The 21,875-nt window shown below is 41.2% G+C and carries 17 protein-coding genes; 9 read left to right on the forward strand and 8 right to left on the reverse strand.

The features are described from left to right. Nucleotides 1-278 precede the first annotated feature (278 nt). The 4 genes from H6H03_RS10495 to H6H03_RS10510 form a co-directional block, all read right to left on the reverse strand. Nucleotides 279-1,805, reverse strand: coding sequence for a serine/threonine protein kinase (locus H6H03_RS10495; RefSeq protein WP_190955074.1), 1,527 nt, complete (start codon nt 1,803-1,805; stop codon nt 279-281). An 88-nt stretch (nt 1,806-1,893) separates the two neighbouring features. Next, nucleotides 1,894-3,513, reverse strand: a complete 1,620-nt coding sequence (locus H6H03_RS10500) for a serine/threonine protein kinase (protein WP_242057802.1) — start codon at nt 3,511-3,513, stop codon at nt 1,894-1,896. A gap of 395 nt (nt 3,514-3,908) precedes the next feature. After that, nucleotides 3,909-5,093 carry an esterase-like activity of phytase family protein gene (locus H6H03_RS10505; RefSeq protein WP_190955075.1) on the reverse strand — a complete coding sequence of 395 codons (1,185 nt, stop codon included), beginning with the start codon at nt 5,091-5,093 and terminating at the stop codon, nt 3,909-3,911. A 172-nt stretch (nt 5,094-5,265) separates the two neighbouring features. Further along, nucleotides 5,266-6,726, reverse strand: coding sequence for a TM0106 family RecB-like putative nuclease (locus H6H03_RS10510; RefSeq protein WP_190955076.1), 1,461 nt, complete (start codon nt 6,724-6,726; stop codon nt 5,266-5,268). A gap of 180 nt (nt 6,727-6,906) precedes the next feature. On the opposite strand from H6H03_RS10510, the gene H6H03_RS10515 reads away from it, so the two are divergent. The 9 genes from H6H03_RS10515 (at nt 6,907) to H6H03_RS10555 (ending at nt 13,985) form a co-directional block, all read left to right on the forward strand. After that, complete coding sequence (locus H6H03_RS10515) at nt 6,907-8,100, forward strand: aminotransferase class V-fold PLP-dependent enzyme (RefSeq protein ID WP_190955176.1); 1,194 nt, start codon at nt 6,907-6,909, stop codon at nt 8,098-8,100. A gap of 80 nt (nt 8,101-8,180) precedes the next feature. Then, a complete protein-coding gene (locus H6H03_RS10520; protein ID WP_190955077.1) occupies nt 8,181-9,263 on the forward strand; it encodes a glycosyl transferase in 1,083 nt (360 codons plus the stop codon). An 8-nt stretch (nt 9,264-9,271) separates the two neighbouring features. Next, entirely contained in the window at nt 9,272-9,799 is a 528-nt protein-coding gene (locus H6H03_RS10525; protein ID WP_190955078.1) for a hypothetical protein, read from the forward strand. Further along, a complete protein-coding gene (locus H6H03_RS10530; RefSeq protein WP_190955079.1) occupies nt 9,796-10,017 on the forward strand; it encodes a hypothetical protein in 222 nt (73 codons plus the stop codon). The genes H6H03_RS10525 and H6H03_RS10530 overlap by 4 nt, the downstream gene beginning before the upstream one ends. A 42-nt stretch (nt 10,018-10,059) precedes the next feature. After that, nucleotides 10,060-10,473 carry a secondary thiamine-phosphate synthase enzyme YjbQ gene (locus H6H03_RS10535; protein WP_096537801.1) on the forward strand — a complete coding sequence of 138 codons (414 nt, stop codon included), beginning with the start codon at nt 10,060-10,062 and terminating at the stop codon, nt 10,471-10,473. A 273-nt stretch (nt 10,474-10,746) separates the two neighbouring features. Further along, complete coding sequence (locus H6H03_RS10540) at nt 10,747-11,496, forward strand: hypothetical protein (protein ID WP_190955080.1); 750 nt, start codon at nt 10,747-10,749, stop codon at nt 11,494-11,496. 35 nt (nt 11,497-11,531) lie between these two features. Further along, nucleotides 11,532-12,341 carry a Nif3-like dinuclear metal center hexameric protein gene (locus H6H03_RS10545; RefSeq protein WP_190955177.1) on the forward strand — a complete coding sequence of 270 codons (810 nt, stop codon included), beginning with the start codon at nt 11,532-11,534 and terminating at the stop codon, nt 12,339-12,341. A gap of 390 nt (nt 12,342-12,731) precedes the next feature. Beyond that, nucleotides 12,732-12,950: a hypothetical protein gene (locus H6H03_RS10550; RefSeq protein ID WP_190955081.1), complete on the forward strand. Its 219-nt coding sequence runs from the start codon at nt 12,732-12,734 to the stop codon at nt 12,948-12,950. 723 nt (nt 12,951-13,673) lie between these two features. Further along, on the forward strand, nt 13,674-13,985 hold the full coding sequence (locus H6H03_RS10555; RefSeq protein ID WP_099069747.1) for a DUF6679 family protein: 312 nt from the start codon (nt 13,674-13,676) through the stop codon (nt 13,983-13,985). 43 nt (nt 13,986-14,028) lie between these two features. Here H6H03_RS10555 and H6H03_RS10560 read toward each other — a convergent pair whose 3' ends face one another. The 4 genes from H6H03_RS10560 to H6H03_RS10575 all read right to left on the reverse strand — a co-directional run bounded on the left by H6H03_RS10560 (nt 14,029) and on the right by H6H03_RS10575 (nt 21,801). Beyond that, a complete protein-coding gene (locus tag H6H03_RS10560) occupies nt 14,029-15,696 on the reverse strand; it encodes an MBL fold metallo-hydrolase (RefSeq protein ID WP_190955082.1) in 1,668 nt (555 codons plus the stop codon). A gap of 606 nt (nt 15,697-16,302) precedes the next feature. Next, a complete protein-coding gene (locus H6H03_RS10565; RefSeq protein WP_190955083.1) occupies nt 16,303-16,770 on the reverse strand; it encodes a DUF29 domain-containing protein in 468 nt (155 codons plus the stop codon). 306 nt (nt 16,771-17,076) lie between these two features. After that, on the reverse strand, nt 17,077-20,205 hold the full coding sequence (locus tag H6H03_RS10570) for an efflux RND transporter permease subunit (RefSeq protein WP_190955084.1): 3,129 nt from the start codon (nt 20,203-20,205) through the stop codon (nt 17,077-17,079). 138 nt (nt 20,206-20,343) lie between these two features. Further along, entirely contained in the window at nt 20,344-21,801 is a 1,458-nt protein-coding gene (locus H6H03_RS10575) for an efflux RND transporter periplasmic adaptor subunit (RefSeq protein ID WP_190955085.1), read from the reverse strand. Between the last annotated feature and the right edge of the window lie 74 nt (nt 21,802-21,875).

Raw genomic sequence — 21,875 nt, forward strand, 5'->3', positions numbered from 1 at the left:
GGCGTCTCTGCCGACTTGTTCGCGTAGCGGCGACCACAGGACAAGCAAGTGGCGTCATTGGGCATTGGAGGCAGAAGGCAGGAGGCAGAAGGCAGGAGGCAGAAGGCAGAAGGCAGAAGGCAAGAGGCAGGAGGCAGGAGGCAGAAGGCAGGAGGCAGGAGGCAGGAGGCAGGAGGCAGAAGGCAGGAGGCAGGAGGCAGAAGGCAGGAGGCAGGAGGCAGAAGTTCTTGAATTTTGAATTGATTTGTCTCCCCATCTCCCCACTACCTCCAAGTAGTTTAGATAGAGCCTGATAATACAACCTGGGGCTTTGATTCCAAGTGCTGTAATATCCGTGATTGCATTTGTTTATACTGGTGCTTTAATAGCTGTTTACTTAAGTGGGGTTGAGAAGTGGCTGGTAGGTTATAACTCTGTTCCACCCAAGTTTTTAACATTTGGCGCTGAGTTGGGTCAATACGACTACTGAGAACATTAGCACAGGAATGTGGTGCTTCCAGAGTAAAGAAAATCAACGGGTAGCGTTCATTTTCAGCTAGGAAACTCACTAGTTTAAGATTTTGCGGATTTTGCATATCTAGGTAGCAAGGTAGCCACTTAGGGGCTAGTTCCCGATGATAGAGTACAGTCACCCATAACAGCATTGGGTGGGGGGATGTGATGAAAATAAATTGATTGTATCGAGTAGAGAGAGCATAGTTTTTGATTTCTTGCTTAGACAACATTAACCAGAGTGCTGCTACAGATTTGTGTCCGGTATCTACAAGCTGGGGAAAAACAATTTCTTGAATTGGTTTGTTCTCAGGCCAGGAAAGTTGGCGACAGGTTTGTTCTAATGGGATTGTTAAGCCAGAATCTAAGGGACGGCTAAGGATAGATCTAGAGGCTAAAGTTGTAGGTAAAGTAGGACAATTAGATTGTTCTATGCTGTTGAGAACTTGCAAAATTTGAGCAATATTTTGTGGGCGATCGCTTGCTTTTTTAGCAAGACAAGCCATGATTAAATTATTGAGTTTTTGAGGTAATTTTAAATTGGGTTTTACATCTGCGATCGCCCTTGGTGGTTCAAAGTGATGTGCTTTATACCAAGCACCAAAAAAATCAGTTTCCGGTTCCCAAGGTTTTTTGCCTGTGAGCATTTCAAACATCATTACACCCAGGCTATAAATATCTGACCGACCATCTAATTTTTCCCCATCTAGCTGTTCTGGAGAACAATAGGGCAAAGTTCCATTAAAACCTGTACTTGTACTAGCTGTTGATGCATAATTTAAAAATTTAGCTATACCAAAATCTAAAATTTTAACTAAGTGACCCAATATTGGATCGGGGATAACTAATATATTTGCAGGTTTGATATCTCTATGAACTAATGGACAAATTTTGCCGTCAATATTAATACCTTGATGGGCACACTGTAAACCCAAACAAATTTGTCGGAAAATAGTTAAAAACATCGGTAAAGATAGCGGAATTAAATCCTTTAAACTTTTCCCAAATAGATATTCCATGACGTAGTAGGGTTTTCCTTTTTCACTAACGCCATAATCATACGCCCGCACGATATGTACACTTTTTTGACTTAAAGCTGCACTCATTAAAGCTTCACGAGCGAAGTCTTGTTGCATTTTGCTATCAACAACAGTCTGAGTCAAAAATTTGATGGCAACTGGTGTTCCGCCTAACAAAATATCATTTGCTAAAAAAACTTCCCCCATGCCACCGCTGCCAATTAATTGCTTGAGTTGATAACGATTGGCAAGCAAGCCCTTACTACTTGTAGATGCAAATGGGCTTTGATTCACTTTAATAACCTCTGCTCCTTAGTCTATTTACAGTTCGTAATACCAAAAGAGAAATTTTGTTAGCTAATGTTGAGAATATAGTGAAATTTTAACGAATTGATAGAAATTTAAAAATCATTTCCCAAAACTTAGCTAATCTGTTTTTTAAATTTTCTTTTTCAGCTTTTTGTTCTGCCACTAACTTGCGTAAAATGTCTAATTTGAGCTTTTCATATTCTATCTTCAAAATATTTTTTGCTTCTTGAGACAAGATTGATTCATTTAATTCTTGATTCATATTTAACGAATCTATAATTTGCTGACGTTGGTTAGCTGTGAGACTTAAAGTTGTGACATGAGAGCAACGATTGGGATCTTCTAAAGGAAAAAATAGTAGATGATAATAACCTACTTCTGCTAAGCTACGTGCTATATTCTGTCCTTTGCTATCTTTCAAATCTAAAAAATAAGGTAGCCATTTGGTAAGAGAAGGTTCGGCATCGTACAGCACTGTTACCCATAACAACATTGGGTATACATTCATTTTAGTAATAAATTCTGTACTATGTACTTTATCCAAAAATTTTACAATCTCTTGTTTTGGCAACATAGCCCAAAAGGTTGGTATAGGTCTTTGAGGAGTATGTAATAAATGCGGAAATCCAATTGGTGCAACTGGTTTGTTTTTAGGCCAATTTTTCTGCAAACATTCTTTTTCGGATAATAATGTTGCGGGAACTAATTGCATATCTGATGGGATTGCAACATTATTTTTCGGAGTATAACTAGTATCCTCAAGCTGACTATTTACCTTTGCTAATTCATCTAAAATCTGGTTGATATTTTGGGGACGATCGCTTACTTCTTTTGCTAAACAACTCATTAATATTTTTTGTAATCCCTGGGGTATTTTTACTTGGGGATTTACTTCTTCAACTGTAGGCGGCATTTGAAAACGATGTGCTTGATACCAACTACCAAAGGAGTTACTTTTTGTCTGAAATGGATGTTTACCTGTCAACATTTCAAACATTAATACTCCCAAACTGTAAATATCAGAGCGTACATCCAACAGTTTGCGTCCTTCCATGTGTTCTGGAGAACAATAAGGCAAACTGCCAATAAAAGAATCTGTCAGGGTCATCCCACTTCGCTCTGTTAAAAACTTGGCGATACCAAAATCGAGAATTTTGACAATTTCTCCGTGTTTAGTATCTTGACTGAGAAATATGTTTTCTGGTTTGATATCTCTGTGAACAATGGGATAAATTTCTCCTTTGAGGCTAATACCTTGGTGGGCACATTGTAAACCCAAACAAATTTCAGTAGAGAGATCTAAAAACTGCGATATTGTTAAAGGCTTAACTTTGAGAATTTGTTTGAGGTTTTTACCTTGGAGATATTCCATTACATAAAAGGGAATTTTATCCTCAGTGACACCGTAACTTAAAATCCGAACAATATGTTTACTTTTACGACCTAATTGAGCGCCAATAAAAATCTCTCTGGCAAACCGTTGAGACATGTGCTGGTTGGATAGACTAAGTGATAGAATTTTGATAGCGATCGCCATCCCAGCTTTAGCAGTATCTTCTGCTAAGTAAACTCTACCCATCCCTCCTTTACCAATCAAATCTCTGATTAAATATCGATTATTTAAAAGTTGTCCAATATAATTGTCTAATTCTACTTTTTGCCCTACCATATTCTCAATTTTGTTTTGTGTCATAAAAATCAATTATGAAAAATATTGTTGGCAAAATCCTTGAATAAGTTTAGTCAATTATTAGTTCTTATTCTTAAAAACAAATTCAGGCTTTTTACAGTAATTGAACGATATAATTTGATAAATTACTCTAAGAAAAATTTATTTTCTTAAACATCGGTCGTCTCTCTGCAAAAGCTCTTATACATTATGTAACATATTTATTAAGGAATACGGTTGAGAAATTACACTGAAAGTACGATTAAACTAGATAAATTTAGCTTCTAGGTTCCGTGAATACACAGTAACAATCAGAAAAAACTAAATATAACAATCCTATTTAATTTGTGAAAATTTACATATTCAGATCCCCGACTTCTTTAAGAAGTCGGGGATCTAACTTTTCAAACTGTGTATCGTTAACGATTGAGATTCGGCAGTAAACGGCGTAATAATCTGATTAGCGGTGTTTCGATTTTAATTTTAAAAGCTAGAATTTTGGTGCGTTGCAGAGAGTTAAAATTGTTGTCGCTGATGAGAATTAATGAGCGCTGTCCATCAGGTAACTTAGGGCCAAGAGTTAGACCTTCAATGTTGTCTAAGACTACATCTAGAGTTCTCAAATCTAACAATAGTTTTTTCTTAACAGGTTTAATATTCTTGGAATCAACTGCTAAAAGGCTATCAATATTGTGAATATCATCCGCTCCTTCTAAAGAAACTTGAAACAGAGAAACAGCAAATCCTAAACCTGTAAAAGACCGTTCTAAACTTAAAAAGTGCCCTCCATCGTCGAGAGCAAATATATCGGGTAATCCACTAGCGAACTTACCGGTCAAATTCAAAAACGGTGCTACTGGTTGAGTTTGGTAAAGAAATTCCTGTTCTGGCTGGTTGGTGAGCAAGTTATATTGCAAAATCCGACAAGGACTGCCGATTTTGGGTTGCGCTGCTGAACCATCTTGAATTAAAGCATTTTCTGTAGCTGTAAATAGATATTTTTCATCAGGTGTAATGGTCAGGCTTTCAAAAGCTAAATTGTTACGGATACCTTGTTTACCTTTTTTATCTGGCAAAAACTTATTTGGTATGGGAAGTGTTGTAATTTCTTTACCAGAAGATAGGGAGAATTCTTTAATAAAAGGATTAATTAATTTGCCAACATCGCCTTCTGAAGAAATAAATACAGTACCTTTATTAGTTAAAGCAATGCCTTCTGTATCAGTTTGACTAGGAGGAAATTTGTCACCGCTTTCATTTAATAAGGTGGTAACATTAACAACGGTAACTCCATTTTTTTGTAGGGAACCCTTGCTTAAATCGATTTTCAAAGTGTAGAAACGGGTATTACCTTTTTGTCCGCGGTCGTCAGAAATCGCGTAATAAAGGTTATTCTTGACATCATAGGTAATTCCAGATAAACCTCCAACTTCGGTTTTTTGAAAGGTTAAATTTTTGGGTAAAGTAACTTCTCCGATAAATTTTATGCTACTGATTTCACTAGCTATTGACGGGAAGTTTGTGAATAAGAGGCTGATAATTAGAATCGGTATGAAAAAGTAAATAATTCGTGGGAATAGGAAGATTTTTTTAATTAACCGCATGGAAAGCTATTACTAAAAAGTAACTGGGGATTAGGAATTGGGGACTGGGTAATTATACCAATTCTCTAAAATCCGGCAACACATTCAAAATTCTCTAAATATCACAGGAATTAGTATTAGAAATTCTTTCCCCACTCCCCACTCCCCACTCCTCATTAGGATTTAGCACTAATTAAGCAAGTTGCCAAGCATATTCATCCTCGAAAAACTGAACGAGCCAGTCTTTAACTAGGCGGGTGGCGCGACAGTCATCTTCGTTGTAGCTTTGGATACTTTCTAATAAAGTACGATCGCCTGTTTCTAACCACTGGTCATACCAGTAAATGCACTTAGCTCCACTAGCTTCTTTATTACGCCACTCAAATCCCAACCAACGAGCGATCGCTTTGAGGGCATAGCTTTCTACAGGTAATGCTACGCTTTGGGTTAATTGTTCGTATATATCGACAAATCGATTCAGTACGGGGCGCACGGAGGAGTACGGAGTATTGTAAAGCTTTGCCAGTCGTTGGACTGTATCAAATTCATACACACAAAAATGATAAATTGGTGCTTGGGGATATAGCCAAACCAAATTCAAAAATTGCTGCCAAACTAATTCTTCGTCTTCTGGTTTATCTGCTAAAAAAGAATAAAATTTTTCTGTGTTGGCAACTTTATCTACCACCAAAACACCCAAAAGATAATTTAAATCCAAGTCTGGTTGTGCTTCAATATCAAAGTAAAGCTCTATAGGCGCTGTGAATGTAATATTTTCCTTTGGTAGCGGATACGGTAAAATTAGAGGTCGTTTTTGGAGTACAGATTGAGCTTGCACTACCAACTTCGCCGCTACTTGGGTGTCAAAACCAACCAGGTTTTCGAGAATGGCTGGACTAGTGTTGGCGAGAGATTCTAGTGTAGTTATGTCTAAGGCTTGGAGTTGAGTGTAGCGAATGGGTGTTACGCCTGGTAAGAGTGAGAGATGTTGCTGAGTTTGAGCGATGGCATAACATTGACTATACCAATGGCAAAGATTACACTTTTGTCGAGAAATAAACACCTCTGGCGGATTTGGTAACTCTAAAGCTTGAATAAATTCCTCCAGAATTTGGTGCATTTGTGGCGTCCACTTAAACAGATCCACCGCATAACTAGTGTTTTTAGTCCGCAAAATCAATAAAGCTGTTTCGGGTACAATTCCTTGGATTGTTGCCAACACTTGGGCATGAAACGCAGCCACAACTTGATATTCTTGTTTAGGACGCTTACCGAGTTCAATACTAGCCGGCACATACATCCAATCTCCAAAATGGGATTGTCCTGGCTGTTTAACGAGTAAATCTGGACGACTCAGTAAGGTGTATGCTTCAGAATAAGTTACTGATAACACTCCTTTATAGATGTACTCAACCCCTTGTTGCATCAATTCTAAAGTTGCCTTTTCTCCCACTTTCCAACTTCCAGATGGATAATCAGGCTGCTGGTAAGTCAACTGTGCCAAATTACTCAGTTGATGAGCAATTTTGTCTTGTTGGAGTTTCCCCAGCAGCTCATTGGGAGCATCGCGCAGACCTTTGTCACCGTGGATATCTAAAAAAGATCGGCGTTTACAGCGTTGGTATTGCAGTAGGAGTTCAGCATTAATCAGCATTTCTTTAAGTTAACAACAATTAGTACTCTGTGGGAGTAACTCAGACAATTAATAATGAAATGGGAGTTGACTGTTGAGAGCCAGTTGCTTTGAGCTGGGGAACCCATCCAACGCACTGGCTACTGTAGACTGCTGGCTGTTAACAAATCACCAATGACTAATCCAAAATCTAAAATTAATATGGCCACTAGTTCTGTTGCACAAACCAGATTGCATCGCCATCGAGAGCAATTTCCTGCTTTAGCTAATAAGACTTATTTTAATTATGGAGGACAAGGGCCGATGCCTCTTGGGGCGATGAATGCGATCGCTCAAACTGAAGCCGATCTTCAGCATATAGGCCCTTTTGGTAATGAGGCATATCGGTGGCTAAGACCGCAAGTGCAAGCTGCTAGAGTTGCGATCGCTTCCGAGTTCCAGATTCCAACTGATACAATAAGCCTGACTCAGAATGTCACTGTTGGCTGTAATATCGCCATGTGGGGTCTAGAATGGCGGGCTGGTGACCATATACTACTCTCAGATTGCGAACACCCAGGCGTGATTGCCACAGCCCAAGAAATCAGCAGGCGATTCTCTGTAGAAGTTAGTACCTGTCCCCTAAAGGCAACTTTAAATGAAGGCGACCCCGTAAAAGTCATTAGCCAACATTTACGCCCCAATACCCGCCTAGTAATATTGAGTCATGTTTTCTGGAATACGGGTCAGGTTTTACCCCTGGATAAAATTGCCGAACTATGCAGAAATAATCATTCTGCGCTGTTAATAGATGCTGCCCAATCTGCTGGTTTGTTGCCTTTAAATTTGACTGAATTGGGGGTAGATTTTTATGCTTTCACTGGTCACAAATGGTTATGTGGCCCTGCTGGTGCAGGGGGTTTGTATGTGCGACCAGAAGCGCGAGAAAGCCTCAAACCTACATTTATTGGCTTGAATGGCCTTGTTGTAGATAGTCAATCTCAGCCTGTGGATTGGCTTCCAGATGGGCGACGATATGAAGTCTCTACAGTAGCTTATCCTTTGTATGTCGGTTTACGGGAGGCGATCGCTATCCATCAGCAATGGGGAACTTCACAAGAACGTTACGAACAAATTTGTCACAACAGTGAGTACCTCTGGCGAAAGTTAGCGGCGTTAACTGATGTTAAATGTCTGCGAAATTCTCCACCAGAAAGCGGCATAGTCTCTTTTGAACTGACAAATAATCAGGCTCAAGCTCATCTTAAATTAGTGGAATTTTTAGACTCACAAAAAATATTAACTCGTACAATTGCCAATCCTAGTTGTATCCGCCTCACCGTCCATTACTTTACTTTAGAATCGGAAATCGACCAATTAATTGAGGCGATTCAAACTTTTTGCAAAACTAATTAAGACTTAAGAGTTAGAAGTTAATAAATAAAAATTACAAACTTTTAACTCTCTACTCCCAACTCCCAACTCCTAACTTAAAAATGGAACGCCCAATTTTATATTTAGCCATCACTAACCACGGATTTGGTCATGCCACCCGCATGGCTTCTGTAGCTGCAACAATTCAAAAGTTATGTCCAGAAGTTCTGCTAATTATGGTGACCACTGCGCCGCGTTGGTTGTTAGAGTGCTACATAGAAGGCGATTTTATCTATCGTCCCCGTGCATTTGATTTGGGTGTGGTGCAAGCAGACAGTTTGACAATGGATAAAGCAGCGACTTTAGAAAAGTTGCTAGATATTAAAAAGCATCAAAATTCGTTAATTGCCTCAGAAGTGAATTTTATTCGTCAAAATCGCGTGAATCTTATTTTGGCAGATATTCCCTTTCTTGCTTCTGGGTTTGCGAATGCTGCAAACATTCCGTGCTGGATGATTAGTAACTTTGGTTGGGACTTGATTTACCGAGATTGGGGAGGTGAATTTTTACCAATTGCAGATTGGATTAGTGATTGGTATTCAAAGTGCGATCGCCTGTTTCGTCTCCCTTTCCATGAACCAATGGCAGCTTTTAACAATATCACAGATATTGGCTTAACAGGCGGTTCTCCTCGTTATCCCCTTGATGATTTACGGTCTCTTTGGGGAATAACTACACCAGTCGAAAAAACTATTTTATTAACTTTTGGTGGCTTGGGTTTACAGCAAATTCCCTATGATAACTTGCAAGAATTTTCAGATTCGCAATTCATTATCTTCGATCGCTCTGCCCCCGATCTACCAAATTTAGTCAAAATTAATGACTATAAATACCGTCCTGTAGATTTTATGCCCATTTGTACGCGAGTCGTTTCCAAACCTGGTTATAGTACTTTTGCAGAAGCCACAAAATTACAGTTACCTATTGTTACTCTTCTCCGTGAAGACTTTGCTGAAGCCAGTTTTCTAGTAGAAGGCATAACTAACTACAACCAACATCAAATTATTACCTCTGCTGACTTTTTTGAAGGAACTTGGGATTTTCTGCGTGAGTTACCCCAACCACCAAAGCAATCCCAACCAATTGCTAAGGATGGTAATGAGGCGATCGCCCAGGCTGTTATTAATTATTTTCAGTCAAGTTAAAATCAATAATGGAAAGTTCAACAATAGACAAAGAGACTTTAGAATTAGCCGCCCAAGATGTACGTCGAGTGCTTGAAAGACAAAAGGAAGAACGCCAAGTTTTAATCACTCAGATGAACATCCTATTTGTCACAAACACAGCATTACTAAGTTTTCTAACAATATCTAGACTGATTACTAGATTTAGTATCTTCAGCACCTTAGAGATATTTTTATTTTTCATCAACTTCCTGCTACTAATTTGGGCTTTATTACCACGTAGATTTTTTATCAGCCCCAATTTAGAAAAAAAGCAAGAAACCCAAGAAAAAAAAGAAAAGCTCAAATTTCCAGATGATTATTTGACGCTTTCGCCTGAGCAATACCATTTGCAGATGTTAGTTGACTTGATAGAGACTTATAATAAGAACCAGAAACAAGTAGATGATATTTCTCTAGCTTTGAAATATGCTACTGGTGTGACTGCCGGAATTGCTATGGTTGCCTTATTACATCAAGTAACGGTTTATTTTATTCCTGAACTACAAAAACTATGAATAGCAAAGATGAGACAATACCTTCTCCAAAAAATTTACAATTACCGGAACCTAACCTAGAGAATATTACAGCTTTGTCTCACAACCTACCTAACACACCTATCATCCCTAGTGCCTTAAAAGAATCTGTCAATGCAGTTTTAAGATTCTTTACAGGAAGGTATACTCAATCAAATGATAAAACTGAAACTAAACAACAACCAAATCAAGCAGATTGAACTGTTAATTAACTTTTATTGTCATCAATATTATTGTTTCAAATGAGTCACTACCAAAAGTTATTAAGAATTACCACCACTGGCAAATCTTTTTACAATATCACTAATAAAATTGAAGCGATCGTTGCAGAATCGGGTGTTGAAACTGGTCTTTGCACTTTATTTTTACGCCACACTTCAGCCAGCTTAGTTATCCAAGAAAACGCCGATCCTGATGTTCTTGTGGATCTAGCTAATTTTATGGCAAAACTAGTGCCAGAATCAGCTAAATATATTCACGATGCAGAAGGCGCTGATGACATGCCAGCACATATCCGTACAGCCCTCACCCACACTTCTGAACATATCCCCATCAATCGTGGTCATCTAGTACTGGGAACTTGGCAGGGAATTTATATTTGGGAACACCGCCAGCGCAGTCATTCAAGAGAATTAGTTGTCCACATTTCTGGATAGCAATTTCTCAAATTTAATTTATTTAAGGTGTAGCTTTCTAGAGTTTAAATACTCTGTTTTTACTGCCTACCGTTTGGATAAAATATTGTAAACCTTCCTATAATGCCTTTTTGGCAAAAAATCTTTATGAGAAATAAACCATATACATATTGAAAAATTTGTATGTATCAGTTTGTAAATGAAAAATTAAGTTTTTTTATATTGTTTTAATAATTTGTATATTTCAATATAAACTAATACTTAGTGTCAGCTGGCTGGGTTATTTCAATCACTATGAAGCAAGAACTAACACCGACTCATACTTTCCAACTTATCGATCAAATACTTGCCCAGCACTCTGTTAACCTGTTGTCGCTTAATCCCGAAAAAAAAATAATTACCAGTTTTGCGGAATTGGGGAATTTGATTGCTGAAGAAAATACCGACATCCAAATTATCACAACTCTTCAGGAAACTTTGGAATCTATAGTTGATAGCCAGTTGCAAAATTTTCCAGAAAACATATTCTGGGATTTTGATTTTCTGGTCAGTAGTATGCTGAGACAGGCTTTAGTAGCAGACGAAGGTGCTGTTTGTTTTTTAAAGACTTTTTGTGAAAAGATGGTTTCCCTAACAGAAATGTTCGGAATGAACACAGAAATCCGCTTTCGCTACGTCCACGATTTTCTATATGGATTTGAGTGGGCAAGATGGGTACAAAAAGACCCCGAAGCTCGTGCAAATATAGAGCCTTTTAGCTTAGTTTTTTTTGATTATTTACTCACCAAAGGTAAGGAACTGATACAACGTATTAGTCACGGTCAAATCACTTATTATAAACTGTGTGACACAGGCTACCGCAATCCATTCTCCTTTTCTCGCGAACCAGAAGATGAATATCGTCTGTTAACTTATCTTGCCCAGGAAGAACTGATTCCCGTAGCAGTATGGAACTGGAATGCTAGCCCTGTATGGAATAAACCTTTCCAAGAAATGCGTCAGCAAATAGCATTAAAATTAAATATTCAACCACAGAAACACTGATTAGCAATCAGAAATTACAACTCAAAGATTAAATGATGAAAATTGCTGATTTAATTACTTGGTTTGAAGCATGGGCAAATCCCGCTTGGTGCGAAAGCTGGGATAATTGTGGCTGGCAGATTGAGCCAGGAGTGTTGCAGGAAAGAGTACGAGTATTGGTGTGTTTGACACCAACTTTGGCAGTGATGGAGGAAGCGATCGCTTTAAATGCTAATCTAATTTTTGCCCATCATCCTCTGATTTTTACACCTCTCAAGTCCTTATGCACTGGTGAAGCGATCGCAGAAATGGTACGCTTGGCCTTTACCCACAATATTGGTATTTACAGCGCCCACACGAATTTTGACCAAGTAGAGGATGGCACTGCTGATGTCTTGGCTCAAATTTTACAACTTCAACAAGTTACTCCCATAGTACCCACACAGCCTGGATTAGGATATGGTCGTGTTGGTTTGCTAGAGCCATCGATGACCCTAGAGGAATTACTCCAAGCCATTCAAACCAGACTTGCTTCTCCAAATTTAATTTTTTCCCCAACAGCTAATTTACAGCAAACAATTTCACGAGTTGCCGTTTTGGGTGGTTCGGGAGCTAGTTTCATTTCAGCAGTTACCAAAACTGATGCCCAAGCTTACTTAACTTCTGACTGCAAATTTCATCAATTTCAAGAAAGCCGCGATGCCTACGGCGGGCTGGGCCAACGCAATCTCATTTTAATCGACGCTGGCCATTATGCTACCGAACGTCCTGCTTGCGATCGCTTAGTGCAAAAATTTCAGTCCTTGAACCTAGACTGGGTGCAATTAAGTCAAAAAGATGAGGATTTCCGCCAATTTTTTGCTTGATTGTTTTTATTTAAACTATTATTTAAGTTTTAAGGTATGCCTTTAAGCCGCAGCCCAAACTGGGTTTAAGACCCCCTCTAAATCTATGATTTAGTGCAAAACAATTGGTGTGGTGCTGCGCCTCACTAATTGCCTTCAGCATAGCTGCCTTTTGCCGACGCTCGCGGACACGGCTTAGCTGCGCTATCCTGACTTCTTCAATGTATTCATCTATGCCAATAGATTACATAGTAAATGCAGCATAAACTCATATTTTTAATCCCTCTTGTGATATAAATCACCAAACACGTGTAACGATAATCACGTATTATTAATGTTCCATATCAATTAGCAGTAGAGATAAATATTCCACACTGGACGTTATAAATCGCTCACTCTGGCCTAATCAAGATGATTCGCACAATTGTTGAATCTGCTTTCCAAACGGGATATCTTAGTGTTGAATCTGAAGGTTTACTCCATCAAGTGCTGGCTACTAAATGCTACAACTCAGAGGATTTGTCAGCCCTCGCAGCCCTATACGATGCAGTTCGCACAGGTCAAATTAAACGAGAAGCATCCTCGTCCAATGTGCTAATGGAATTACCCCTACCGAATAAATCTTTTTGATACTTCTATAGAAGATAGACGGGAGATGAGGAGATGGAGTAGGCAAGGTGAGAAGGAAGTTAGAACGCCGGAAGCCGACGCTCCAAACTTCGGATGAGAAGGTAAGGCAAAGAAACAATCAAATACTATCTCCGCGTCAGAGTGTCCCCGTGTCCTCTTTCCATACCCCATATCTCCCTTATTTCCCCATTTCCCCATCTCTCTAAGCCTCTTGTGCAAACAAAAACCTGAAAAACTCAAAACTCTTTGTGTGTTGTTTTTGAAAATCATCAAGGTCAGCAAGAGAATGAGTTAAGATCAAATACACAGGGGTAAAAGTAAAGCCAAGTCCCCGGACTTCTTATAATGCCAATGACTACAAGTAGGCAAATTAAACAACCGCAATCAACGCTTGTTTCTCAGTATTTTTTATTACATAATGGTAGAAAGGACTCACCAGCAAATATTAACCTTGCGAGGAGAAATCCCGATTTGTTCGACTTCTATGAAGCAAACATTCCCTAAAATTCAGCCCGAAAGAGATTGAATTCACTGGTAAGGCAACCATTGGTTGATGACCCAAAATCTCCTAGATTTTGACAACTACAAGCAAATCTTGAGATTGGGTTATGAGGCGTACTTGTTCTCAACCGTGAAATTAACCTCTTAAAGGTGTAATCTAATGGGGTCAAACCCAGATTTTGACAGGTTTAACTACGTTGTTTAAAAAGGCAGAAGCAGTACATGCTACACCGCAAGATTTATCAACTGTGTTGCGACGGGCGGGAGGTATGTGTTTTCTTGCGGGATCAGCAACGCTGGATTGAGCGTGCCCGCATCATAGACATAGAGGGAGATTTAGTAACCCTGCGCTATGAAACAGAAGAAGAGGACGAAATTTGTTCTTGGGAAGAAATGGTTCGTCTTGAGAGCATCGGTGCTGTAACGCAAAAATTGGCTTCAGTGCCACGCGGAAATGTGGAACCTCTCCTGACAGAGGATTGTCCCGAAGCCGAACGCATCCGCAATCGTTACACTGACTCCAATCCTGAATAAACGGTTATTAATCATTGGTCAATAGTTATTTACTAATAAATGACTATTGACTATCATTTAACCGCTCGAAAGCAGGACAGTAACCTTCTAAAGTTACCTTAAAGTTATACAATGGGGAAGCTGGATTCCAACACCGCTGCCCCCTTTGATGTCGGCAAGTACCACAACAGTCTATATCTGTCCATGTATAGCGATCGCTATTTTGATTGAGCAGTTCTCGCTGAGACAATCCCCGTAATACTAGTTCCTCCCCTTGCCAACGAGCTTCGATTAAGCCAGTATCGGCAAAATTTTGCCAACGAGGATCGGCTGTAATGGCATCGGGGAGGGTGATTGTAACTACTGTTCCTAACTCCGTCAGTTCGCCTTCGTAATTCGTCTCTGGGGCTGCCGGTTGCAAGAACGTATCGCCAATGGGCAGTTCCACCAAAGTCTCAGCCGCTGGAGAATGTATATGATAGCGGTTTTGTAACTCCTCTAAGCTTGTGAGGTCGGCTAAGTAGGCAGGAGAACCGTGGACAAAAATCACGTGTTGGGGTCGCAAATTATGAATTAACTGCGTAGTCCCAGGGCCATCACTATGCTGAGCGAGAAGGTAACTTTCGACAGTGGTGGGTGCTAGATATTTTTTATTAAGTTTTATATCAATTTTTTCCGGTACGAGGATCAGCCAAGGGCCGGTATTGGTTTGGCAGTGTTCGCGCAAATCAGCTGTCGAGTCAGTCAGGACAATACAAGGTGACTTGCCAACAGTGGCACGTTCTTCTGGGTGCAAACGACGCACCCGCGGACGCACCCGTTCATCCCAAAACAAAGGTTGATGGCGGGCAAAGTTTTGTACTGAAGGGGGGAGGTGCGGCAGCAGTTCTAGGTAGGCGTCGCAGCCAGTGGCGACGGCGCCATCCACCCAGATATCTAAATCTCGTCCAGTGAAGTGGTGATGAGAACGCAAAAGCATCAACAGTTCTTGACCCAGCCCTAAAGCGGGGGTGGGGAGAATTACAGAACAATGGTCAGCGATCGCTCTATTAATTCGCTCTGCTAATTGATTTTCTTGGTTACGGCGGTGGGGATGGCGGGATGTGCCATAAGTGCCTTCAATAATTAGCACATCCAAGTCTAAGCCCCGTAGTTCCTCTAAACGTAAACCTTCTACCAGCCGGGAGTTAGATAAGAAAAAGTCCCCTGTATACAGTAGCTTGTAACTACGGTGTTGGGTGGTGTAGGTGAGGAGAATTGCCACTGCCCCTGGTAGATGCCCTGCGGGAAATAATTCTGCCACCAGACCGTCTTGAAATTCCACAGGCGATCGCAACGGCAAAGCGTGGCAAAATTGAGAGATTTTTTCGGGGTCTTGGTCTTGCCAATTCAGTGGCAGTAACTTGCTGGTTACTTCGCTACCATAAATGGGTAACTTAGGAAAAGCTGTGTGCAGTGCTAGCAAGCCTCTGGCGTGATCTGGATGGGCATGACTGACTAAAACTAAATCTGCTGGTAAGGGCGGACTCGCTCCACGTACTGACTTGCCAAGCCCCTTCGCCAGCGATGATATGTCCTCCAAACCGCAATCCAACAAGATGCGGTGTGGCCCCATCTTCACTAATAAACACACGCCCTCATCGTGATGCTGAACGCTATAGGGCAAACATTCTAATTCACTACCAGTTTCCCCAGCATCTACGCGAGAGGATGCCGACAGATTATCCCTCATGCTCTCCTCCCCTCAAACCTCATCGTCATGGACATATCCCAAAACCCAAAAATTGCACAAATTTCGGTTTTGTGACTTAGGGGTAAGTTTTATCATGCGCCCCTACACCCTGAGAATACGGATTTTTGATTGGGGAGGACGCCTCTACCGAACCCGCACGAGTTCGGAAAAGTTGGATAACGAGAGAGCTATCAAATTACTAGCTCAAGGAGCTTTGCCTCTTGCCTGTTTTCCCTGTGAAAGTTATGAGCGCTCTTAGCCAACTTACCCTACGGAAAGTTGCCCCAGCGTCTACAAATTTCTCTTAATGCGCCGAACCATTGCCGTGATAATTATCTGAGTCATAGAATCCGTTTTTCGTGCCAAAAAATAGACACGAAACCGTAAATACAACTGTTAAACCAGCTAGAATCAGCTTGACATCCATTTGTTTGCTGTCCTTTATTCAAGACTTTCCTATATTAATTTAGTGCTTCCATAATCAAATGGGATCGCTAGAAAATCTTTACTATGCATGTATGGATTGGGCAATAGGTAAAATTACCGCAATCAGTTCAGATTGTAGAACTTTTCGGTCAACCTGTCCATCCTTTAGATGTGAAGTACCTACAGTCCGTAAAAATCTTCATCTATAATTTGGTCGATGGAAAAAGGGCAGACTGTGGGATATTCACTTTCTTTGGGTATCCGAACTCCAAACTTAGCTAGCTTAGCTTCCTTAATGGCTAGCTTGCGAGCATCTGGGTAGGCTTTTTCCACCGCTTCTACTAAAAAACTTTTTAAAGAAGGAGTATCTGCCAAATTATTGAGAACTCGTTGTCGATGTTCAAGTATTGAGGTATACCAGCTGCCTTTCATTGTATCGGGTACATCATACTGAACCCGTAACTTGAGTAAATGCGCCAACAGAATTGTGAGATTACTTTTGAGGGCATTTTTCTCTGCTTTGCCCAAATCAACTAGCTCCTCAATCAAATGCTCAATATCCAACGCCTCAAAATCATGATTTTGTAACTGTTGAATGGTTTGCTCAATCCATAATTGTAAATCGCGATCGTATAGTGGGTTAGGCATTTTTCAGATTAACTCCTAACTATTCAACATTCCAGGTAGGTCGGAAGTTTATTTGATCGTAGCGATGATGTGCGATCGCACAAATTTAGGCATGGGGCATTGGAAATGAGGGAGAATAATAACTCGTTACTCAACAAACAGTCCTCAGTTAACAGTCAAACTAATTTATAATTAATAATTCATAATTGCAATCAGTTGTCGATTGAACTCTCCACTGCATTGTTGCACCACGCTCATTTTTAATTCGGTGGGGGCTTCCATTTTTAATTATGAATTATGAATTAATAATTATTTGGTCAACACTCGTTATGGCCGCTGTGGTTTCTTACCAAAAACATAGCGCAGTGTATCTATAATCCAAGTTTGGAAGTTGTCAATGTAGCTAAATATCACTGGCACTACCAAGAGTGTCAACAGGGTCGAAGTTGTGAAACCGCCCATAATGGCAATTCCCATTGGTTGACGAACTTCGGAACCTGTGCCAATTCCCAATGCTAAAGGTAGAGTACCTGCGATGGTTGCTAGGGAAGTCATCATAATCGGGCGCAGACGTGACACGCCAGCTTCTACTAAGGCTTGACGTTGTTTTTTGCCTTCCTGCATATTGATAATGGTGTAGTCTACTAACAGAATCGAGTTTTTGGTGACAATTCCTAACAGCAAGACGACACCAATTAAGGCATATAATCCCAAAGGTTTTTGGGCAACCATCAATGCTACCAATGTGCCGCCTAAACAAAAGGGTAAGGCTGCCATAATCGATAATGGATGGAGAAAGTTGTTATACAGCAGCACCAGAATTGCGTAGATAGATATTAATGCTAGTCCTAAGGCGCTGCCAAAACGACCGAAAATGTCTTGCATAATTTTGGCGCTACCTGAAGGTTGCTGTACTACTCCTGGCGGTAAGTTTTGCATTGCAGGTAGTTTGTTGATTGTTTCTACTGCTTGTCCTAGAGAAATACCTTGGAGGTTGGCTTCGACAGCGACTTGGCGGGCGCGATCGTAGCGGTTGATGGTAGCAGGGCCGCTACCAAAGCGAATATCTGCCACTGCTACAAGGGGAACTAGTTTACCATTTTGGGTGGGGACTTGGAGATTTGTAATTGTGTTGATGTCAGCCCGTGCTTCGGGGTCGATTTGCACGCGAATGGGGATTTGCCGATCGCTCAAATTAAATTTTGCTAAATTGGCATCGTTATCGCCAATAGTACCAAGGGAAGCAGTCCGGGCGATCGCTTGCACTGTCACCCCCAAATCTGCCGCCCGTTGCGGGTTAGGAATTACTAAAATCTCTGGTTTTACTAAACTCGCAGTTGAGGACACTTCTACCAATCCCGATATCGTTCGCATCTGCTTTTCTAAAGCATCAGCAGCTTGATTTAATGCTTGGGGATTTTCACTTCTGAGGACAATTGATAAAGCTTTGCGACTGTCACCTGGTGACTGACTTTGAAAACTAATTCTCGCTCCTGGTATTTGCGAAAATTGAGGGCGTACTTGTTCCTCAAACTGTTTTTGGGAAACATCTCTTTCTTCTCTGGGTTTGAGATTAATAGTCAGAGTTGCAGAATTTATTTCTTGTGTTGCTAGTACGCCTGCAACTACTGGATTTTGGCGGATGATGTCAGTGGCTTGTGTTGCTACTTTGTTAACATCTGCCAAAGTCGAACCAGGAGGTAGTTCTATAGTGACGTTGGAAATTCCGAAGTCACCATCATCAACGAAACCCTTGGGAATCAAAGGAACTAGCATCATACTGGCAACGAAAAAAGCTAAAGCGATCGCCATTGTTGTCAATCTATGCCTTAACGCCCACTCCAGAAGTAATCTATAAGGTTGAAAACGCGGACGCTTTTCAGTTCTGAGTTTTCTGCTACCAGGAAGTGTAAATTTGAAATTAAAAAATTTTATTGTTCCCCTACTCCCTATTCCCTGCTCCCTATTCCCCTCATTCTCTTGCAATAGATACGCCCCCATCATTGGCGTAATCATCCGCGCTACAAGGGTTGAGAAAATTGTGGAAACAGCAACGGTAACACCGAATGGTTGAAAAAATTGCCCTGGAATTCCACCCATAAAAGCAACGGGCAAAAACACAGCAATAATCGTTGCTGAACTTGCGATTACCGCCAATCCTACTTCATCAGAAGAATCAAAAGCAGCTTCCCAAGCTGATTTGCCCATTGCCATGTGTCGTTCCATATTTTCAATTTCCACCACGGCATCATCAACTAAATTGCCCACCGCCAACGCTAATGCCAACAAAGTCATGTTGTTGAGGGTGTAACCAAGAGCGTGCTGCACAGCAAAGGTAGGAATCATTGACAATGGCAAGGCAACGGCAGTAATTAATGTTGCTCGCCAGTCGCGTAAAAATAGTAAAATCACGACGACAGCCAGCACCGAAGCTTGAATTAATTCATCAATGGTGCTTTGGTAAGATTGACGGACAACATCAGCTCTGGTAAAAATTAAATCTACTTTGACATCTGGAGGGAGTGTTTTTTCCAGTTGTTTAACTGCTGCTTTTACTCCTTGTTCCACACTCACCAGGACGCTGCCAGTACTACGCAATACCTGAAAAGCTACTACGGGTTGATTGTTTAAATAGGCGGCTTGACGAATATCGCCAAATTTATCTTCTACAGTTCCCAAGCTGGATAAGGGTACAGAACCACCTGCTGGTAAGATGATTTCGTAGGTTTTTAGAATATCGACATTAGCGGCACTTCCAAGGGTGCGAATACTTTGTTCGCTACCACCGACTTCGGCACGTCCGCCAGGTAAGTTAATATTTAAAGCGCGGATTTGGTCGTTTACTTGGGTTGCGGTGATACCTAAAGATTGCAAGCGGTCTGGATTGAGGTTAACGCGAATTTCTCGGTCAACTCCACCGATACGCTGAATTTGTGCGACACCAGGAACTCCCAACAAGGCGCGGCTAATGGTTTGGTCTACGAGGTTGCTTAATTCTTCTACGGAACGGCGGTCTGATTTCACGGCGTAGGTAACGATAGGGCCGCCGGAAAATTCTAGCCGTTCGACAATTGGGTCGTTGATATCTTGGGGTAAATCTTGGCGAATTTGAGCGATCGCATTACGGACATCATTAGTGGCGCGATCGCTATTTGTACCCAAAACAAAATTGATTGTCGTCTGAGAACTACCATCGCTGACCTTGGAAATCATGTTATCGATATTGCCCAAGCCAGCAACAGCATCTTCAATTTTTTTCGTCACTTGGGATTCTAATTCCGTCGGCCCTGCACCCGGTTGGGTGACTTTTACCACAACTGCTGGCACATCAATATTTGGGTTCGTATCAATCCCCAAGGACATGAAGGAAAACCAACCCAATATCGTCAAAATTAAAAATAAAACTATCGTCGGAACAGGTTTTTTGATCGACCAAGCAGAGATATTAAAAGACATTGGGAAATTTGAGATTAGTTATTAGTCATTGGGCATTGGGCATTGGGCATTGGGCATTGGGCATTAGGTATTGGGTATTCCCTTTATCTCCCTTATTTTCCTCATCTCCCCCATGCCCCATGCCCTATGCCCCATGCCCTAATTTGCAATTCGCACTTTGTCGCCATCTTTGAGATATGGTGCACCATCAACTATTACACGTTCACCTAACTGCAAGCCACTTTTGATTTCTACTTTGTCACCGTTAGCAGGATCTCCTAACTCTACTTTTTGGCTGCGGACTGTATCCTCAGCCGATAGGGTAAATACGATTACACTTGAGTCTGCTTGGGACTGCACTGCTTTTTGCGGTACTACCATACTGATGGCTGAACTGGTAGTAATTGCAGCACGGGCAAACATTCCTGGTTTGAGGGGAGTTGTTGGTGGCAAGTCAATTTTTACTATAGCCTCACGTCTTTGATCGTTCACCAGTGGTTGTATTTCCCTGACTCGTCCTTGCGATCGCACGCGGCGATCGACATCAGAAGTAATTTGCACCGATGCGCCAACTTTTACCTGCGTGAGTTGAGTTTCAGGCACCTTGGCCTGAAGTTCTAGTTTTTCATCCCGAATAATCGAAAATAGCTTTTGTGTACCACCAACCACAGTTCCCACTTGGGTTTGCGGTGGCACCCCGGTAACATCACCAACCCTAGCAAGTTTCTCGGCGATGACTCCAGAAACCGGCGCACGCACTACAGTTTGTCCCAATTGAGTTTGGAGTTGTTGCACCCTAGCAGCACTGCTTTTGACATCAGCTTTGGCTTTGTTGATGCTGGCTTGGGCGTTGGCAATGTTCGATTGGGCACTTTTAACGCTGGCTTGGGCACTACGGACATTTTGTTGGCCGAGATTCACAACTTCTATGGCAGTTTTCACAGCGTAGGAACGAGTGTCGAGTTCTTGTTTGCTAATGGTTCCAGAGTCGGCAAGTTGTTGATATCGCTGATAATTCTTGCCTGCTTCCTCTAATTTCGCCTGGGCTTGAGCTAAATCTGCTTGTTTTTGCTGGACTATTGCCTGACTTGATGCCAAATCTGCCTGCCTGGATGCCAGATCTGCTTGCCGGGATTTGACATCTGCTTGTTTTGATTCCACATCTGCTTTTGCTTGGCTAATTTGGTTTTGGAGTACGGAATCATCTAATATGGCTAAAACTTGACCTTTTTTGACAAAAGCTCCTTCTTTGACATCTTCAGGGATGCTTTTGATTTGTAGTCCGTTTGTCTGGGGTAGCACGGGAATTAAATCGCTGGCTGTTACAGTACCAGTTGTTTTCAGGGTACGCATAACACGGGCGTTTTCCACTGTGGCGATGGTGACTGTCATTGCTGGGTTAATTTTTTGATCCGCGATCGCCCCTTGTTGACGAGATGGCAGACGACTAAATATAGCCATACCACCAAAGGCGATCGCTATCCCTAAACCAGTACCCAAGAATAATGGCTTCAACCATGTTCTGGTTTGTTTTTGCTCTGATTTCTTTGGCAAGGTAGCATCTTCAGAGGTTACAGGTTCTTTCACCTCAACTTCTGAAATACTTTCATCGCTCACAGTGCCACCTCCACTTTTTGTGTATGTTTACCACTGTTAATACTTTCTTAAGAAAACTTGAAATTTATTTACTT

This window comes from Nostoc paludosum FACHB-159 (assembly GCF_014698835.1).
Taxonomy (GTDB): domain Bacteria; phylum Cyanobacteriota; class Cyanobacteriia; order Cyanobacteriales; family Nostocaceae; genus Nostoc; species Nostoc paludosum.

What these genes read in the sequence shown, in the direction of transcription:
- H6H03_RS10520 (WP_190955077.1), top strand. Translation starts at nt 8,181, where the DNA reads ATGGAACGCCCAATTTTATATTTAGCCATCACTAACCACGGATTTGGT.
- H6H03_RS10515 (WP_190955176.1), top strand. Translation starts at nt 6,907, where the DNA reads ATGGCCACTAGTTCTGTTGCACAAACCAGATTGCATCGCCATCGAGAG.
- H6H03_RS10500 (WP_242057802.1), bottom strand. Translation starts at nt 3,513, where the DNA reads ATGACACAAAACAAAATTGAGAATATGGTAGGGCAAAAAGTAGAATTA.
- H6H03_RS10505 (WP_190955075.1), bottom strand. Translation starts at nt 5,093, where the DNA reads ATGCGGTTAATTAAAAAAATCTTCCTATTCCCACGAATTATTTACTTT.
- H6H03_RS10550 (WP_190955081.1), top strand. Translation starts at nt 12,732, where the DNA reads ATGATTCGCACAATTGTTGAATCTGCTTTCCAAACGGGATATCTTAGT.
- H6H03_RS10510 (WP_190955076.1), bottom strand. Translation starts at nt 6,726, where the DNA reads ATGCTGATTAATGCTGAACTCCTACTGCAATACCAACGCTGTAAACGC.
- H6H03_RS10570 (WP_190955084.1), bottom strand. Translation starts at nt 20,205, where the DNA reads ATGTCTTTTAATATCTCTGCTTGGTCGATCAAAAAACCTGTTCCGACG.
- H6H03_RS10525 (WP_190955078.1), top strand. Translation starts at nt 9,272, where the DNA reads ATGGAAAGTTCAACAATAGACAAAGAGACTTTAGAATTAGCCGCCCAA.
- H6H03_RS10560 (WP_190955082.1), bottom strand. Translation starts at nt 15,696, where the DNA reads ATGAGGGATAATCTGTCGGCATCCTCTCGCGTAGATGCTGGGGAAACT.
- H6H03_RS10545 (WP_190955177.1), top strand. Translation starts at nt 11,532, where the DNA reads ATGAAAATTGCTGATTTAATTACTTGGTTTGAAGCATGGGCAAATCCC.
- H6H03_RS10530 (WP_190955079.1), top strand. Translation starts at nt 9,796, where the DNA reads ATGAATAGCAAAGATGAGACAATACCTTCTCCAAAAAATTTACAATTA.
- H6H03_RS10565 (WP_190955083.1), bottom strand. Translation starts at nt 16,770, where the DNA reads ATGCCTAACCCACTATACGATCGCGATTTACAATTATGGATTGAGCAA.
- H6H03_RS10540 (WP_190955080.1), top strand. Translation starts at nt 10,747, where the DNA reads ATGAAGCAAGAACTAACACCGACTCATACTTTCCAACTTATCGATCAA.
- H6H03_RS10535 (WP_096537801.1), top strand. Translation starts at nt 10,060, where the DNA reads ATGAGTCACTACCAAAAGTTATTAAGAATTACCACCACTGGCAAATCT.
- H6H03_RS10555 (WP_099069747.1), top strand. Translation starts at nt 13,674, where the DNA reads ATGCTACACCGCAAGATTTATCAACTGTGTTGCGACGGGCGGGAGGTA.